Raw genomic sequence first — 17,076 nt, 5'->3', positions numbered from 1 at the left:
GAAGATTCGATATTATCATTTTGCTGTCATCAATTCTCAATTAATTGGAATATCGGAAAAAGTCGATATATCTTTGTGCTATGAAACAGCTAGATATATTTAAAGCACTTTCCAATAAGACGAGGTTAGATATTCTTTCCTGGTTAAAAGATCCTGAAGCAAGTTTTCCAGAACAAATTCATGCAGGTTTTGAAGTTGGCGTGTGTGTAGGAGAGATTCAAAAAAAAGCGGGCTTAACCCAATCTACAGTTTCTGAATACTTATCTATTCTTCAACGTGCAGGTCTGGTCGAATCCACAAGGGTAGGACAATGGACCTATTATAAACGTAATGAAGCAGCCTTTGAGGAATTGAGTAAAATGATCCAATCTGATATTTAAACAATAATAAATAATATATGAATACTGCCAATTTATTCAGACCCTTTAGTCTGAAATCATTAAATATAAAAAACAGGATTGTAATGGCCCCAATGACAAGGTCATTTTCTCCAAATGGAATACCAACTGCTGATGTAGCCAAATATTATCAGAAAAGAGCTGAAGGTGAAGTTGGCCTGATTCTTTCTGAAGGAACAGTGATCGATCGGATTGCTTCATCAAATGATGCTCATGTTCCTCATTTTTATGGTACTGAAGCGCTTTTAGGCTGGGAAAATGTAATTAAAAGTGTCCATTCAGCAGGAGGAAAAATGGGGCCTCAGATTTGGCATATGGGGATTATGGATAACCATCATTCTGGCTGGCTTCCTTCTGAGCCTTTCGAAGGTCCATCAGGTTTGAACAGACCTGGGTCAAATAATGGCAATACAATGTCTGAGAATGATATTACCGAAGCAATATTAGCCTATGGTCGTGCAGCAGCTGATGCCAAACGTCTGGGGTTTGATACTGTTGAAATTCATGGTGCTCATGGTTATTTAATTGATCAGTTTTTCTGGGAAGGCACAAATCTGCGCACAGATGCTTATGGTGGCAAAACCTTGGTTGAACGCAGTCGGTTTGCGATTGAAGTAATCAAAGAAGTACGCAGACAAGTAGGAGAAGATTTTGCAATCATTCTTCGTTTATCGCAATGGAAGCCTGCGAATTACACCAATCAACTTGCAAAAACGCCAGAGGAACTGGAAGCCTGGTTAACTCCAATGGCTGATGCCGGAGTAGATATTTTCCATTGTTCGCAACGTCGTTTCTGGGAACCCGAATTTGAAGGTTCTGACTTAAACTTCGCTGGATGGGCAAAAAAAATAACTGGAAAAGCAACAATTACTGTAGGTTCTGTAGGATTAAATGGTGAATTCCTGGCTGCTTTTGCCGGAGAAAGTTCTGAACCTAGTTCATTAGAAGAGTTAATGCGCCGTATGGATAGGGGAGATTTTGACCTGGTAGCCGTTGGAAGACCATTACTAGCAGACCCAAACTGGGTAAAGAAAATCAGAGAAGGACAAACAGGAGCCTTAAAAGGCTTTACTAAAGCTGCACTTAGCCAGCTGGTTTTAGATTAAAAAAATATTTATTAAAACAAGAAAAAGGTGCTCATATGGTTATGAGCACCTTTTTCGTATTTTTGCAAAAAAAATGTAATGGATTTATATAAAACAGATGAAGAGGTAGAATTACAAAGAGAGAGTTGTTTGCTTGTGAGTGCTACAATTACTGAGGTCGCAAAACTGTTAAAACCTGGTATTACGACACTGTCACTGGATGAAATGGCCGAAGCATTTATCAGAGACAACAATGCAATACCTTCTTGTAAAGGATATCATGGATTTCCATATTCTTTATGTATTTCTGTAAATGAAGAAGTAGTACATGGTTTTCCCGGAAAGCGCATTTTGAAAGATGGAGACATTGTTACTATTGATACTGTGATTTATAAAAATGGCTTTCATGGTGACCATGCTTATACTTTTATCATTGGTGAGACCTCAAAAGAGATTTTGGATTTAGTACGTATTACTAAAGAATCATTATATATTGGCATTCAAAAAGCTGTTACTGGCAATAGAACAGGTGATATAGGTTATGCCATAGAAAATTATACAGCGAAGCAACATGGCTACGGAGTGGTGCGAGATTTTGTAGGCCATGGAGTAGGACGTGAAATGCATGAAGATCCTCAGATACCAAATTATGGATTCCGAGGTAAGGGTAAAAAGCTGGTTCAAAATATGGTGCTTGCTATTGAACCAATGATTACTATGGGGTCTCATAAAATTAATATTCTGGATGATGGGTGGACTGTTGTCTCCGAGGATAAGTCAACAGCTGTTCATTTTGAACATAATGTTTGTGTCAAGAAAGGAGCTCCGTTAATTCTGTCGGATTTTACAATAATTGAAATTGCAGAAAAGCAGAACATCAATTTGAATAGTAGCTATTATTAGATAATTTCCCTATGTCATTTTATTAAGAATTTAAATCAATTCAAGATTAGCTTTGTTTTAAATTAGTTAAATAGAGTGTCAATGGAAAGAAACAGCATAGTTGAGGGACTGGTTATTGTTCTGGTCATATTGCTGATTGTATTTTTGATTAGCAGGAATAGGAAGGACCAGAAAACAATGGAAGATGAAATTACCAAGTCGGAAATTGATCCTAAAAAGCATGATGATAAACATGTTCAAAACTAAATATCTAATGTTATGGAATTCGAGCGATCAAATAGTGTAATATATATCACTCCAGAAGGAGATCAGATCTTTACATTTATTAAGGATATTAATGGTAAAAATAGTTCATATATTCTTGATTTTGAAGATGCTGAAGTTTATGAAGATGAACTTAAACTAAACAACTATTCGGAGTTTAGTGTTCCACATGCTATGAGTAAAGATCGTATCAAGACCTATCATTGTAATCAATTGATCAATCAAATTGCACACTATCTTATTGATCATTATGCTAAAGAACAGATTCAGATTTATAGAGATGCTGATGCTATTTACTTTGAAACAGTATTCCACACACCAAAAACACTTGAAGAAAAGAAGTTATTTCAGGAAGCCATTGATAAATTTAACAGAATCATTGGTCAGGTTAACAGCATGATTAAAAGTCGCTTTAATCGAAAAATTGAAGTGATCCTTAAGTTTCCCTCCAATAAACATCATTTGCATTCGATCCGTATTTAGTCTGAAAGATTCATTAGCCAGATTCTAGCAGATTCAGTATCAGAAAAAAACTGAACAATAGTATTTCCAACCTTAACATTTACAGCCTTTTCTGCAGACAACCTACTAAAGGCACTTGGTGAGTACACCCATGCAAAATATCTTAACCCTGCTTGTTCCATCATTGGAAACCATTCATGTCCTGCCCAGTCTGAAGCTTCCGACCAGGTTCCTGTTACATGAGTGTTGTCATTCAATACTTTATGCAAACCGCTTGACTTCAATATCGCAAGCATGCGCATACCTCCATTTTTAACAGCCTCTACAGTTTGGAAACCTTTCCAGTCAACTTCCAGCCAGTCAGCTTCATTATTCTTGATGATTCTAATATGTGAATCTTCATAAAACTCGTCTTCATTGGCAATTGGTTCTGCAAATATAGGCTCGGTAACAGGAAGTCTGAAAAAGAACGTAGAACCTTTACCAGGTTCGCTTTCAATCCAAAAAGTTCCCATATGTCTTTTAAGAATTTCTGAAGATATGAATAACCCTAATCCAAGACCTTCAAAGCGCATACCATCATTATCAATCCGGTAATAACGCTCAAATAGTCGTTGTACATGCTCTGAATGAATACCAATACCAAAATCTTGTACAGAAACAATTAGCCCGTTTTCAGATGTGTAACTTTTAACTATGACCTGATTTGCGTTGGGCGAATATTTGATTGCATTACTAAGGAAATTGTTAATCACTTGTTCTAATCTCAAACGATCTCCTGTTAAATTTATCTGATTAGGTTGTTCAAGAATGATTTGGTGAGTAGCACTAGTTAATTGCATACTTGAAACGCTGTCTTTAAGCATTTGAGAGAAATCAAAAGACTGAAGATCATAACTAAGCTTTCCAGCATTGATCTTAGTTACATCCAAAAGGTCGTTAATCAATTTTTCGAGCCTATGGATATTTTCAGTTGATTTTTCAAGATAGGTTGCGTTACGCTCTGCATCTGTACTCCGTTGCAACAATTGGGTAAATGCCTTTATACCTGTTAAAGGTGTTTTCAGCTCGTGACTGGCAATCGAAAGAAATTCGTCTTTACGGTGCTCATTCTGCTTTTGAGCGTGAATATTAGTGTTGGTTCCAACCCATAGTGTAATTTTATTATTTTCAATTAGTGGTATAGCTCTTGCTAAGTGCCAGACATATTCATTATTAGCGAATTTAAGCCGAAACTCTGTTAGGTATTCTTCTCCACTGATAAGAGCTTGTTTCCAGGCAATCAATGTAGCTGGAAGGTCATCAGGATGAATGAAATCTTGCCAGGCTTTTCCGACAATCTCATCGCCTTGATAACCGAAATCAACGGATACGACCTGGTTTACATAATTTAGCTGACCATCAGGCATTGCCGTCCATACTTGCTGGGGTATAGCATTAAGCAAAAATTGGAAACGCTGTTTACTTTCACTCATCCACTTCAAACTTTCATTTAGTTGAATCTGAGTCAAATTTAGTTCGTCGTTAATAGAAGCTAATTCCTCATTTGCAGCTGCAAGCTCTTCATTCGAAGCCGCAAGCTCTTCATTTGCTGCTGTGATTTCTTGATTGAGCAGTTGTTGAGCTTTATAAAGTTCTGCATTAAGCATAAGCTCTTTTTGGTAGGCCACACTCAGCTCTGAAGTAAATGCATTATTGAGTAATGTACCTGTTTTAGAAGCAATCGCTTTATGAAATTGACGATAATCTTCATCAATTCGTTTACGAGAAGAAGCCCCAAGCACAATATATCCCTTTACACCAGAATTACCACTGTTAATTTTCAATGCAAGTGCTTCCACTACTGGTTCCGGCCAGTGACACCTTATTGGTTCTTCAAAACTCGTATCTAAATTTTTAAGATGTGTGACTTCATTAATATTATTGTCTTCAAGCAGTAAGGCTAAATCTCCGAGTTGGCCATCACTCAGACCTCCGCTCAATATCAGCCCACCAAGCCTATTGTTTAAATCTAAATTATAAAGCGCAAAGAAGCTGATATCCATACTAGCATTGGCTAATAGTTTATTAACTACTTCATAAGCCTCAGTTAGACTATTAGAAGTAGATGCCTGAGCAAGAAAATCATTACGAATATCGTTCCTTCGTTCATTAATTACACGGTAGGAGGTCTCAATTACTGCATTAAACACACCACCTACTTTTCCGTCGGAACCCACAATCGGTGAAAGTGTATAGTCAAAATAGCATTCCTCAGTATAACCGTATCGATGCATATACAAAGGTGCATCTGGCTTACGGTAAGATTCACCCTTTGACAGAACACTTTCAAATTCTTGCTTCAAACCATTCCATATTTCAGGCCAAACTATTGCACCTGGCTTACCCAGGGCCCATGGATGCTTTTGACCGGGTATATTACTCCAGGCATCATTGTATAGTAGCGTAAAATCTTCTCCCCAATACACAGCTATTGGAAACCCGGAACTCAATGCAATTGCAATAGCAGACCTTAGGCTCTCAGGCCAGGTATCAGGAGATTGCAGACTGGTTGCAGACCAGTCTTTATTACGGATCAATTCGCCAAGCTCACCACTGTCTTGCAAAAAGGATAGATGTTTGTGCATGTGGAACACATAGCTACTATTGTGCCGAAATTATTTGCATCTGGAATTTATCATCCTTGCTCTGATTCGACTAAGAGATACAGGAGAGATTCCAATGTAAGAGGCTATTTCTTTTAGCTGAACTCTTTGGAAAAGCTCTGGTTCAGTTGCCAATAGTTTTGAATAACGATCTTCTGGACTTAGTAAAATATAATCCAGATGACGCTCTTCTGATCTGATCGCTTCTCGTTCCGTGATCACCCTGGCCCAATTGGAAATCTCTAAATCTTTTGTATACAGATTTTTTATTTCTGCAGTATCGATTTTAAAAAGTACGCTATCTTCTAGTACATGATAATTTTCATATCCTTTCTTTTGATAATAATATCCATATGCTGAATTGATGATGTCACCTTCTTTTGGAAACCAAAATGTAATTTCTTTATCAGAAGCATTTACAAATGCTCTTATTATACCTTTCTGAATAAAAAATGCATTCTTTTCTAATTTTGAATCCTTAATCAATAAGGTATCCTTCTTGAAATACACAGGAGAAAGTACATTGTATATTTTCTCCAATGATTATTTTGAAAGTAATTCTTTAAATGGTATTTGAATTGGGTGTAAATCCTCCATACACCTATTGTAATTCCATTAAGGTTTCAAATTCTCCTGTGTTCTCTTCAATTTTTTCATCGGTGATAACGAAACCCTGTCTCTTATAAAAATCGATTGATCTTATATTTTTTGAATATACACCTAAGGTAATTAGAGAATGTTGCCTTTTTATATATTCTATTAATTGTTTACCAATACCCTGACCTTGGCTTTCAGGATTCACAAAAATGGCAGCTATATAATTGTCGACCATAGAAATAAAACCTAAAATAACTGTATCATTCTGGTAAACAAATGTTTTACTTGCGGGTAAGTATAAATTCTTCATATCCTCTGCTTTCTCTTTCCAGTATGTTGACGGAATAAAATCATGGGCAATGATAGACGCATCTAACCAGATCTGAACTATTTTGTCCAAATCAGTTTCTTCAAAAACTCTTATCATAATTGTTCTAATTTGTTGTCAGCAAAACTATCCATTAAAGATTAGACAACACTATACACAAGTTAAGTAATGAAATTAAGCTAATTCTTCTTACTTTGTTGTGGGTGGAGTAACTCACTACATTTTTTCAATGTATTATTGATTTGCTCATTCAGTTCCTCATATTTTCTTTTTAGCTCCGCACTTTTGCGAGATAGGAGTCGCATTTTTTTCTTGTAATCGTGTGCTTTCAAAGAGTCAGACGTGGTTTTCATTGGTTTGCCATTTTTATACAATTTAATCAAATTATAATTAAAATCAATACAATAAAAACATTTAATCAATTCATTTACAATAAAATAAGTCGTTATGTCAAGCCGTAATTTTCGGGATTTGATACAAGAAGTATTACAAAATTTCAAAGCTTTTACTACAAAAAAAATCTTTTCAAATAAGTATATTTAGAAATGGTATTTCCCTTTTTAAATAGTAGTTCTAATTACATCCAAACATTTTTTTATATTGTATTTTAGAACCAACAAATGATATGAAGAAATCAATACTTTTTACCTTGATCATTTTTTTAGCCTTAAGTAGTTATGCTCAAACAATCAGATATGTCTCGGCCAACTCCCTTGGGAATGGAAGTGGCCAATCTACTGTTAATGCCGCGGATTTTTTGAGCACAGGTTTTTGGTCTGACATTCAAACTTTATTAGCAACACAACCAGTAACGGTTAAGTTTATTGGAGGAAATTACTCTCGTGCTTACACTGAAAAATCACTTACAATTGGCAATATGGGAAATCCCAGTAACAAGCTAATTTTAGAAGGAGAGGTAGATAGTGCCCTTTTTATTGCTCCTACTGGATACACAAAAAAATCTCAACTAGTGAAAATTATCAATTCAGTGAATGTAACTGTAAAGAACTTGCACTTTAAAGGTAATGGTAGTACAAATTATGTATTAAATATTACTACTGATATTGGAAAAAAAACTAGTCATATTTCTGTAGAGAATTGTACCTGGTCGGACATGAGGGGTATTGTTTATGGAGCTACTGGAGCAACTCAGGTTGGAACAAGCCATATTACTTTTAAAAACTGCACTTTTAAACGTGTTGGTTTAAGTGCGGGTTCTCATATGATATATAATGCCTATGGCTCTAATCACATTATGGTTATTAATTGCCATTTTGAGGATAGTCCTGGAGATTATGTTAGGTTTAGAGATAAGTGCGACTATGCTATTGTGAAGGGTTGTACGTTTATCCATCCACAGAATATTCCATCCGTTAAATTCATCTCTATGCCCTTGTATAACGATGGGATTCCTACTATTGGTAATGAAAGTTTTGGCACAAATTATTCATTTACAGACAATAACTTTAAAAGTGCTTTCACAAATGTCTATACCTTTTTCTTTTCCAATACTGGTTACACTGCCCCTCAGTTTAACTATTTACTTACTCCTGAAGAAGGTAATATTCTAAACAATGGAACTAATGCACAAAAGAAAGCATTAGTGGAAACTAACTTTGGTATATTTCCTGATAAAATACGAATCTACAACAATACCTATTCTGGTGTTGCAAGCAATGTTTATTTAGGAAGTTATGTAAACTTCGGTGCTGTATCTAAGGGCTGGACAGGTAAAGGAGATATACAGGCATTAATAAATATAAATGCAATACCTTACACCTGGGAACTGGAATAGACAAAGCTGTCAATTTAACTCTTCGTCATCATCAATATTCAAACTACGGTCATCATCCTCATCATGATTTAAATCATAATCGTCATCCTCTAAATCGTCTCTTTCAGGGAAGAAATCATCTTCTTCATCATTCTGATCTTCCTCAGGGTCTTCTGGAGGACCTTGTTGGTAGAATGTCAGAACTAATTCGTCGATCATATAAGCTGTCGTTTCCATAACTGTTTTTTTGATAGTAATAAAACAGCTATGACTTAAAAAAGTTCTGTCAATTAACTGATATTTAATCAGTCAACATCTTTATTATATGATAATATATTGGAGATTATAGCTAATTATCATCATAATATATTTAAACAGCATCTATAGTTTAGTGAATTAATATATTGGAGACCAAGACTACAAAACTATAATGTGTTTGTCCGTATTATTTTAATTTTCTTAATTTGGATAAAAAATTATCTTTAACTAAATGACGAACGAGTGTTTATATGATGTAGAATTACTGGCAGGTCTTAAATCTGGCAATCAGGAAGCTTTTACTCATATTTACAGAAAATATTGGCAAGGGCTTTATAATGCAGCCTTTAAGCGGGTAAAAAATAAAGAACAATGTCAGGATATCGTTCAATCTGTATTTACTTCTTTATGGGATAGACGCGGAGAAGTAAACATAAATAATATCTCGGCCTATTTGCATACTGCCGTTAAATTCCAGGTTTTTAAACAGGCAGCACGAAGCCCTAATGCTACTGAATTTCTTGAAGCCTTTGAACACATCATTACCTCACCGGTAAATACAGATGATGCTATACTTGAAAAAGAAATATTGTTAATGATTAAATTATGGATTGATGCTCTTCCAGAAAAACGTAGGAAAATATTTTTAATGCATTACAACGATGATTTATCTACGGCAGAAATTGCGGGAAGATTAAATATCTCTCGGAAAACTGTTCAAAACCAATTGAATACGGCATCTCAGGCGTTAAGATTAAGATTAGTTCAACTTCTCTCATTACTGATTCTGTCTTCATTTTTTTCTCGTTAAAATAAAATTACTTTGATTTGGGACTTATTGTCATTTCTGATACATCATGTAAAAGAAGTATATCATTTATCAGTTCACATTTAAAATAAAATGAAATGACAGATTTTTCTAAAGATAACAGAAGAAGTTTTATCAAAAAAGTAGCTATTTCAACTTTAGCTATTACATCGGGGATTAGTTTTCAGGCTTGTGCAAAGCAACACAATTTACCGGACGACAGTATTTTGAAATTCCCGGTACTTGAAATTGATCCTGAAGTCAGGATATCAGAAAGCCTGTTTGATCAAAGCCGAAAAAATAATTTAGGTTTAAACTATGCTACAAATACTGAACAAATTACCATTTTCAGACCAGAGCAGGAACTGCATATGAAATTTAACAACCATCCTCAGTTAGTTGATTTTAAAGGAAAGCTTTATGCTACATGGGTAGGCCACCCATTACATGAACCTAGTGCTGAATCTTATGTTTACTATAGTTATTCAACTGATGGAAAAAAATGGTCGAAACCGATACAGATAGGACCACCAAACAGGGCAAGTGGTGGTTGGCTTACTGATGGAAATCATTTAAGTTGTCTATTGATCAGCGGGGATAAGGTAAACAAAACATCCATTACAGAATATTGTCATTCATTAGATGGTTTAAATTGGTCTGCTCCAAAAGTACTGATACAGAACGCAGGGCCTAGTGAAAGTGCCAGAAGGTTACCTAACGGGAGATTTATTATGGTTTGTCATGGCCTGGGTACAGGAGACTTTAAAGCTGTAAGGGGTACAAGAATAATGTATTCTGATGCAAAAGACGGGCTTTCTGATTGGAAACAGGGATTTTTACCAGATTTACCAGAATATAATGCAAATGATAAAGAAAAGGTAGCAAGAGCTGTGGAAGCAAGTTGGTTTAGACGTAAAGATAATACATTGGTCATGCTGTTTAGAGATTTATGGTTTGAGCAAAGTAAAAGAACCTGGAAGCTGCTTGCAGCTGTAAGTAAGGATAATGGAAGCAGTTGGTCAGTTCCTGTTTTAACCAATATAACAGATTCTGATTCTATGCAATGCGCAGGTAGCTTACCAAGTGGAGCGATCTTCTTTGTAAATAACCCAGTACCTACACGTAGAAGAGTTCCATTAACATTAACTATAAGTAAAGATGGGAAACTATTTGATAAATCATATCTTTTAAGGGATATCCCACAACCAAGAAGATACGAGGGAATCAGTAAAACTGAAGGCTATAGTTATCCCGGATCCTTAGTTTGGAAAGAGCATCTTTATGTAGCTTATGCAACCAATAAGGAAGATGTAGAAATAACCAGAATACCAATTAAATCACTCAACTAAATATTTTAAAATAATGACCAAAAAACTAAACTCATTTTTAAAACAAATAATGCTGACACTAATTTGTAGCTTATTTTTTTATTCAACATCTAGTGCTCAATCTTCAGCCGAATCACTAAGTATTCATATTGATGCAGATCATACTGACTGGAAATATACTGTTGGAGAACAACCAGTATTTAAAGTTTCTGTACTCCAGAATGGCAAAAAGGCAAGCAATGTTAAATTAAAATATAGAATTGCTCCAGAGAAGTTGTCACCAATAAAATCGGATTCAGTAATAGTTAATGATAATAGCTTTGACATAAAAGCTCCAACGTTAAAAGTTCCTGGCTTTTTAAGATGTGAAGTAACATCAGTTGTAAATGGAAAGACAATAAAGAAAATTGCAACTGTCGCTTTCTCTCCGGAGGCTATAAAGCCTACTATTGAAATGCCAGCAGACTTTAATCAATTCTGGAGTAAATCAATCGCCGATTTAAAGAAAATTCCTCTGGATGCTAAAGCAGAGCTTATAAAAGAATATTCAACAGCTGAGGTGAATGTTTATCATGTAAGCTTTAGGAATATTAATAACTCCAGGATTTACGGTATGTTAAGTGTCCCTGTAAAACCAGGTAAATATCCTGCAGCATTGAAAGTTCCGGGTGCAGGTGTACGATCATATAAAGGTGATCCTAATATGGCAAAAAATGGAGTAATTGTTTTAGAAATAGGTATACATGGTATTCCGGTAAATCTTGATGCTCAGGTTTATGAGAGTTTAAGGTCAGGTGCATTGTATGCATACAGCTCAACAAATTTAGACGACAAGGACAACTACTATTACAAAAGAGTTTATCTGGGATGTATCAAAGCTTTAGATTTTTTAACTGCTCAAACTGAATATGATGGGAAAAACATTATTGTGTATGGTGGTAGCCAGGGAGGAGCTTTGTCTATTGTAACGGCTGCTTTGGATCCGAGAGTAAAATACCTTGCTGCCAATTACCCAGCATTATGTGATGTTACAGGTTACCTGCATAACAGAGCAGGAGGGTGGCCACATTTGTTTAGTCCAGCCAATATGACTTACAACAATAAAAAGGATAAGTTAGAAACTTGTAAATATTATGATGTTGTTAATTTTGCTAAAAACTTAAAAGTTCCTGGATTTTATAGTTGGGGATTTAATGATGAAACCTGTCCACCAACTTCTATGTATGCTGCCTATAATTCTATCACTGCACCAAAGGAATTGATGATTTATAAAGAAACAGGACATTCAACTATTCCGGAGCAAAGAGATAAATTTATGAATTGGATATTAACCAAATTCAACAAGTAATTTAAAAAATCATTTTATTTTGGGACTTCTGTAAGTTTTGGGTACATCAATATAAAAGGATGAAAAATTAGCAATGGAAAAGAATAATACCAAATCAGATTTAGCAGTGATGATACGAAAGTATCTGGCCGGAAAGGCATCTGCAAAGGAACTAGAGTTTCTGGAATCGTATTATGGCTATTTTGATAAGGAAGAAGATATGCTAACAATGCTCACTGAAGAGGAAAGAAAATTGATGCAGGATGATATTGAAGCAAATATCCTGAAAATTATAAAAGATAAACAGCATGTAAAACCAGGATTTAATATTATCCGTTTTTACAAACCTTTTGTAGCAGCTTCACTATTATTTATTGTTGGAGCTGGTACTTATTTCTTTTTGAAACCGAAATTAAAAGAAGCTATTAAAGAAGAAGTTATCATTTCTGCAGGAAATGTAAAGCCTACAGATGGACATAGTGCAATTCTAACACTGGCAAATGGAAAGCAATTGATTTTAGATCAGATGGAGAAAGGCACAATAGCAAATGATGCTGGAGTGAGTATTAGCAAATCTGAGGATGGAAAATTAGTATATACTATAAATAAAACTAATGCTGTACCGACTACAGGTAACTTGTTCAATACAGTCTCAACACCCAATGGTAACAAGTATCAGGTAAATTTACCTGATGGTACAAAAGTATGGTTAAATGCTGAGTCTACTTTAAAATATCCTGTTGTATTTGGTAAGTATAGTCGTTTGGTTGAACTAAACGGGGAAGCTTATTTCGAAGTTGCTAAATTAAAAAGCATCCCTTTTATAGTAAAGTCAAAAAATATGCATGTCCGTGTGTTAGGTACACATTTCAACATTAAAGCTTATACTAATGATGAGGTTATAAAAACCACCTTGCTCGAAGGAAGTGTAGCAATTAAAAAAAGTGATACAGAGAAAATACTGAAACCGGGGGAGCAATCGCTTGTTTATAATGATTCACAAGATATTAAAGTGAAAGAAGTAGATGTAGAAGAGGTATTAGCATGGAAACGCGGGTATTTTATCTTTAATGATGAAGATATCAGAACAGTAATGAAGACAATAGCCCGCTGGTATAATATTGAGGTGGTTTATGAAGGAGAAATTAAAAATGAAATATTTATTGGAACCGTTTCGAGGTTTGATAATATTGAAAAGCTCTTGAAAACTATTGAACTGACGGGAGGTGTACATTTTAAAATTGAACCGAAAGCAGGAAATAAAGGTGAAAGGAGGGTTACCGTTATGCCATAAAAATAATAAGGCTAACGGTAAAAAAACAAATCAGGAACGTTCGAACCGTTCCTGATAACGTTAAAGTTGGCAAATCAGTCCTGAATCAAACTAATCTAAAACCTAACAACCAAATGTACAAAAAATATGCAAAGTGCACTTGCAAGAAGCATTGTGCCATCTTTTTTAAGTTTTTTCTTATTATGAAGTTAGCTTTTATTATCCTTTTAACGACTTTCATGCAGGTGAATGCGAATGTGTTTGCGCAAAAAATAAACCTCAATAAAAGGAATGCCCCATTGGCTGAGGTGTTAAAAGAGATAAGAAAGCAAAGCGGTTATAATATTTTATTTACCAGAGATTTTGTTAAAAATCAGCCTTCAGTCACCATAAAGCTTAGCAATGCTACCATAGATGAAGCCATGAATAAGTGCCTGAATGGCTTGGGCCTGACCTACAGGATTGTAGAAAAAAACATTGTAGTGTCTAAAAAGCTAAATATAGAACCAAAGCAGGTTCAGCAAAAAGTCATTCTGATTACCGGTAAAATTACAGATGAAAAGGGAGGGCCTTTGCCTGGTGTATCAGTGAAGATCAAAAATGGACAAGGTTCAGCTGTATCCGATCCTAATGGCAATTATAAAATCACAGTTCCTAATGAGGAAACCATATTGGTTTATACTTCAATAGGCTTTTCTACACTGGAGAAAAAAGTGTCAGGAAACAAAACGATCAACATCGTGATGAAAGAGGAATCTACCTCATTGAACCAGGTCGTAGTCATTGGCTATGGTGAAGTTGCCCGTAAGGACCTTACAGGATCAGTAAGTGAAGTGAAAGTAGCAGATCTGGTCAAAGCACCTGTAGGTTCTTTCATTGAAGCATTGGCTGGTAGAGTTGCAGGTGTAAGTATAAGTGCAAATGATGGTCAGCCAGGTTCAGAATTGAACATCACAATAAGAGGTGCAAATTCATTGACACAAAGTAATGCTCCATTATATGTAATAGACGGGTTTCCCGTTGAAGATATTACCAGTGCAGCCATCAACCAGGATGATATAGAAACTTTAAATATCCTTAAAGACGCATCTTCAACAGCAGTATATGGATCTCGAGGGGCAAATGGTGTTGTAGTTATTGAAACAAAAAAAGGCAAAATAGGTAGACCTGTTATCACTTTTAATAGTTTGGTAGGATTACATAAAGTCATCAAACAAATGGATATGATGTCTTCCTATGATTTTGTTAAATACCAATTGGAATTAAATGAACCCAGAGCAACCAATAGATATCTGACTGATAGAACTTTAGAAGATTACAAAAGTATAGAAGGTGTTGATTGGCAAGGGAAAATTTTGAATAATACTGTTGTACAGACTCATAATCTGGCAATTAGAGGAGGTAGTCCACAAACAAAATACTCCCTGTCAGGATCTTTGTTCAGACAGCCCGGAGTAATCAATAATACAGGTTCTAATAAATCACAATTTCGCACATCAATAGACCAGACTATTAGTAAAAAACTATCTGTTGGGATGAATGCCAACTTTGGAAGTATCTTAAACTACGGAGAAGTAGTTGCTGCCGGAGAAGGAACAACAAGCACTTATTTGTTATACAGAACCTGGGGATACAGACCGGTAAATGGAAATGCAGATTTCGATCTGGAAAATGATCTTGCAGACCCGGATAACAATCAATTAGCAGACATTCGATTAAACCCTTACGTAACTAGTAGTAATAATTTTACGCGAAATAGAATTGTGGATTTAGTAGCAAATGCATATGTAAAGTATGACCTTGCTAAAGGACTAACCTTAAAAATTATAGGAAGTGCAAAAGGGAATACGCAAAAAAGGAGTCTTTTTTATAATTCACTAACTACGCAAGGCTCTTCATTAAACCCATCAAATAAATTCGGTGTCAATGGAAGTATACGCTATTCAGAAACATTCAACTGGTCTAATCAGAATACTTTAACCTGGAATAAAACATTCAATAAAGATCATAAGCTTACCATAATGGGTGGAGCATCTGTTCAGGAGAATAAATTTGATCAGTATGGCTATGGTACGATTGACATTTCTAATGAGGAATTGGGTATGTCGGGTCTGGAATTGGGCGATTTGTATAGTGGCATCGCATATATTACCAAAAATACTTTAGCTTCTACATTTGGCCGTTTAAATTATGGATTCAAATCAAAGTACCTGCTGACTGCTACTTTCAGGGCTGATGGCTCTTCTAAATTTGCTGATGGAAATAAATGGGGCTATTTCCCCTCTGCTGCATTTGCATGGAATATGCATGAAGAGAACTTTATCAAAAAAATATCTGCAGTATCCAGTTCTAAACTGAGGGTAAGTTATGGTGTGACTGGTAACAACAGAATTTCAGATTTTGCGTACCTATCAAGCTTAAATATGCTGGTAGGTAATTCATACTCATTTAACGATATGGCTCCAATCAGAGGTACTATTTCTACTAATCTTGGAGATACCGACCTTAAATGGGAAAGCACTGCGCAGACAGATATAGGTTGGGATTTAGGTCTATTTAAGGATAGATTACAATTAACAGTAGATCTATACAGCAAAACAACAAAAGATCTGCTGCTGTATGCAAATTTCCCTGCTACAACTGGTTACTTACAGGCCTATAAAAATGTAGGTTCAGTTAGAAACAGAGGACTAGAATTTTCTTTATTCTCCAGCAACATTAAGAAAAAAGACTTTTCATGGTCAAGTAATTTTAACATCAGCTTTAATGACAATAAAGTATTGGAACTGGCCAATGGTGATAAAAACCTTTTCAGTACAGCTAGTTTCTTTTCTCAATATAATGGGAGTTCCTTGTATTTATCCAGAGTAGGACAACCCATGGGACAGTTTTATGGATATATTTTTGATGGAATTTATCAAACAGATCAGTTTGACAACCCTGCTCCGGGGCAATACATCTTAAAAAAAGATTATCCCAGCAATGCAAGTGCTACAGATAGAGGAAATATTCAACCCGGAGATATCAGATATAAAGACCTGAATGGCGATGGTGTAATCAATTCAAATGATGTGACGGTTATAGGCAGAGGTTTACCTATTCATACAGGAGGTTTTAACAATAACCTGACCTATAAGAATTTTGATCTGAATGTATTTTTTCAATGGTCTTATGGAAACCAGGTTTATAATGCAAACCGATTAATTTTTGATGGAAACGGAACTAAGGCAATTGATTTAAACCAATATGCTTCCTATAACGACAGATGGACACCTGAAAACCCATCCAATACAAATTACAGAACTGGCGGACAGGGTCCACAGGGTCTTCATTCATCAAGAGTTTTAGAAGATGGCTCTTTTTTAAGACTGAAAACCATTGCTTTAGCATATGCATTGCCCAAAAGGATGATTAAGTCGCTCTACTTAAGTGACTTGAGACTTAATGTAGCTGCACAAAATCTATTTACATGGACAAATTACTCTGGTATGGATCCAGAAGTTTCTGTCCGCGGTAATACACCAACCACACCAGGATTTGATTACTCAGCTTATCCTATGGCTAAAACAGTTGTTTTTGGCATAAATGCAACATTTTAAAATTTAGAGCCATTATGAGTTTACACA

At 35.4% G+C, this 17,076-nt stretch carries 16 protein-coding genes; 11 read left to right on the top strand and 5 right to left on the bottom strand.

Translation table 11 applies throughout. The features are described from left to right. The first annotated feature begins 80 nt into the window (after nt 1-80). The 5 genes from ABDJ41_RS05500 (at nt 81) to ABDJ41_RS05480 (ending at nt 3,133) form a co-directional block, all read left to right on the top strand. The gene (locus ABDJ41_RS05500; RefSeq protein WP_349784807.1) at nt 81-380 is read left to right on the top strand and encodes an ArsR/SmtB family transcription factor; all 300 of its coding nucleotides are present in this window, start codon (nt 81-83) and stop codon (nt 378-380) included. Nucleotides 381-397: 17 nt separating this feature from the next. Further along, nucleotides 398-1,504, top strand: a complete 1,107-nt coding sequence (locus tag ABDJ41_RS05495) for an NADH:flavin oxidoreductase (RefSeq protein WP_349784806.1) — start codon at nt 398-400, stop codon at nt 1,502-1,504. Nucleotides 1,505-1,582: 78 nt separating this feature from the next. Next, nucleotides 1,583-2,386 (top strand): type I methionyl aminopeptidase, encoded by an 804-nt coding sequence (gene map / locus ABDJ41_RS05490; protein WP_349784805.1) that lies wholly within the window; start codon nt 1,583-1,585, stop codon nt 2,384-2,386. An 81-nt stretch (nt 2,387-2,467) separates the two neighbouring features. Continuing rightward, on the top strand, nt 2,468-2,632 hold the full coding sequence (locus tag ABDJ41_RS05485; RefSeq protein ID WP_349784804.1) for a hypothetical protein: 165 nt from the start codon (nt 2,468-2,470) through the stop codon (nt 2,630-2,632). A gap of 12 nt (nt 2,633-2,644) precedes the next feature. Further along, nucleotides 2,645-3,133, top strand: coding sequence for a hypothetical protein (locus ABDJ41_RS05480; protein ID WP_349784803.1), 489 nt, complete (start codon nt 2,645-2,647; stop codon nt 3,131-3,133). Here ABDJ41_RS05480 and ABDJ41_RS05475 read toward each other — a convergent pair. The 4 genes from ABDJ41_RS05475 to ABDJ41_RS05460 form a co-directional block, all read right to left on the bottom strand. After that, on the bottom strand, nt 3,130-5,739 hold the full coding sequence (locus ABDJ41_RS05475; RefSeq protein WP_349784802.1) for an ATP-binding protein: 2,610 nt from the start codon (nt 5,737-5,739) through the stop codon (nt 3,130-3,132). The two genes, ABDJ41_RS05480 and ABDJ41_RS05475, sit on opposite strands and share 4 nt — an antisense overlap. A 30-nt stretch (nt 5,740-5,769) precedes the next feature. Then, nucleotides 5,770-6,297, bottom strand: coding sequence for a Crp/Fnr family transcriptional regulator (locus ABDJ41_RS05470; RefSeq protein WP_349784801.1), 528 nt, complete (start codon nt 6,295-6,297; stop codon nt 5,770-5,772). A 61-nt stretch (nt 6,298-6,358) separates the two neighbouring features. Next, complete coding sequence (locus ABDJ41_RS05465) at nt 6,359-6,781, bottom strand: N-acetyltransferase (RefSeq protein ID WP_349784800.1); 423 nt, start codon at nt 6,779-6,781, stop codon at nt 6,359-6,361. Between the two features lie 80 nt (nt 6,782-6,861). Beyond that, nucleotides 6,862-7,035 (bottom strand): hypothetical protein, encoded by a 174-nt coding sequence (locus tag ABDJ41_RS05460; protein WP_349784799.1) that lies wholly within the window; start codon nt 7,033-7,035, stop codon nt 6,862-6,864. A gap of 272 nt (nt 7,036-7,307) precedes the next feature. On the opposite strand from ABDJ41_RS05460, the gene ABDJ41_RS05455 reads away from it, so the two are divergent. Then, nucleotides 7,308-8,477, top strand: coding sequence for a hypothetical protein (locus ABDJ41_RS05455; protein WP_349784798.1), 1,170 nt, complete (start codon nt 7,308-7,310; stop codon nt 8,475-8,477). 9 nt (nt 8,478-8,486) lie between these two features. On the opposite strand, the gene ABDJ41_RS05450 is transcribed toward ABDJ41_RS05455, so the two are convergent. Then, a complete protein-coding gene (locus ABDJ41_RS05450) occupies nt 8,487-8,693 on the bottom strand; it encodes a hypothetical protein (RefSeq protein WP_349784797.1) in 207 nt (68 codons plus the stop codon). Between the two features lie 253 nt (nt 8,694-8,946). Here ABDJ41_RS05450 and ABDJ41_RS05445 point away from each other — a divergent pair, with 253 nt between their 5' ends. The 5 genes from ABDJ41_RS05445 (at nt 8,947) to ABDJ41_RS05425 (ending at nt 17,049) form a co-directional block, all read left to right on the top strand. Continuing rightward, nucleotides 8,947-9,525, top strand: coding sequence for an RNA polymerase sigma-70 factor (locus ABDJ41_RS05445; RefSeq protein WP_349784796.1), 579 nt, complete (start codon nt 8,947-8,949; stop codon nt 9,523-9,525). Between the two features lie 95 nt (nt 9,526-9,620). Further along, nucleotides 9,621-10,871, top strand: a complete 1,251-nt coding sequence (locus ABDJ41_RS05440; RefSeq protein ID WP_349784795.1) for an exo-alpha-sialidase — start codon at nt 9,621-9,623, stop codon at nt 10,869-10,871. A 49-nt stretch (nt 10,872-10,920) separates the two neighbouring features. Continuing rightward, nucleotides 10,921-12,198 (top strand): acetylxylan esterase, encoded by a 1,278-nt coding sequence (locus tag ABDJ41_RS05435; protein WP_349784794.1) that lies wholly within the window; start codon nt 10,921-10,923, stop codon nt 12,196-12,198. 73 nt (nt 12,199-12,271) lie between these two features. Further along, nucleotides 12,272-13,471, top strand: a complete 1,200-nt coding sequence (locus tag ABDJ41_RS05430; protein WP_349784793.1) for a FecR family protein — start codon at nt 12,272-12,274, stop codon at nt 13,469-13,471. A gap of 182 nt (nt 13,472-13,653) precedes the next feature. Then, the gene (locus ABDJ41_RS05425; protein ID WP_349784792.1) at nt 13,654-17,049 is read left to right on the top strand and encodes a TonB-dependent receptor; all 3,396 of its coding nucleotides are present in this window, start codon (nt 13,654-13,656) and stop codon (nt 17,047-17,049) included. The last annotated feature ends 27 nt before the right edge of the window (nt 17,050-17,076 follow it).

The organism is Pedobacter sp. ASV1-7 (assembly GCF_040203335.1).
Lineage (GTDB): Bacteria > Bacteroidota > Bacteroidia > Sphingobacteriales > Sphingobacteriaceae > Pedobacter.
This window is presented reverse-complemented; position numbering and strand designations above follow the sequence as displayed.

Coding starts and splice junctions, on each gene's coding strand:
- ABDJ41_RS05435 (WP_349784794.1), top strand. CDS start 10,921: ATGCTGACACTAATTTGTAGCTTATTTTTTTATTCAACATCTAGTGCT.
- ABDJ41_RS05450 (WP_349784797.1), bottom strand. CDS start 8,693: ATGGAAACGACAGCTTATATGATCGACGAATTAGTTCTGACATTCTAC.
- ABDJ41_RS05485 (WP_349784804.1), top strand. CDS start 2,468: ATGGAAAGAAACAGCATAGTTGAGGGACTGGTTATTGTTCTGGTCATA.
- ABDJ41_RS05495 (WP_349784806.1), top strand. CDS start 398: ATGAATACTGCCAATTTATTCAGACCCTTTAGTCTGAAATCATTAAAT.
- ABDJ41_RS05425 (WP_349784792.1), top strand. CDS start 13,654: ATGAAGTTAGCTTTTATTATCCTTTTAACGACTTTCATGCAGGTGAAT.
- ABDJ41_RS05475 (WP_349784802.1), bottom strand. CDS start 5,739: ATGCACAAACATCTATCCTTTTTGCAAGACAGTGGTGAGCTTGGCGAA.
- map (WP_349784805.1), top strand. CDS start 1,583: ATGGATTTATATAAAACAGATGAAGAGGTAGAATTACAAAGAGAGAGT.
- ABDJ41_RS05465 (WP_349784800.1), bottom strand. CDS start 6,781: ATGATAAGAGTTTTTGAAGAAACTGATTTGGACAAAATAGTTCAGATC.
- ABDJ41_RS05440 (WP_349784795.1), top strand. CDS start 9,621: ATGACAGATTTTTCTAAAGATAACAGAAGAAGTTTTATCAAAAAAGTA.
- ABDJ41_RS05480 (WP_349784803.1), top strand. CDS start 2,645: ATGGAATTCGAGCGATCAAATAGTGTAATATATATCACTCCAGAAGGA.
- ABDJ41_RS05460 (WP_349784799.1), bottom strand. CDS start 7,035: ATGAAAACCACGTCTGACTCTTTGAAAGCACACGATTACAAGAAAAAA.
- ABDJ41_RS05445 (WP_349784796.1), top strand. CDS start 8,947: ATGACGAACGAGTGTTTATATGATGTAGAATTACTGGCAGGTCTTAAA.
- ABDJ41_RS05455 (WP_349784798.1), top strand. CDS start 7,308: ATGAAGAAATCAATACTTTTTACCTTGATCATTTTTTTAGCCTTAAGT.
- ABDJ41_RS05500 (WP_349784807.1), top strand. CDS start 81: ATGAAACAGCTAGATATATTTAAAGCACTTTCCAATAAGACGAGGTTA.
- ABDJ41_RS05430 (WP_349784793.1), top strand. CDS start 12,272: ATGGAAAAGAATAATACCAAATCAGATTTAGCAGTGATGATACGAAAG.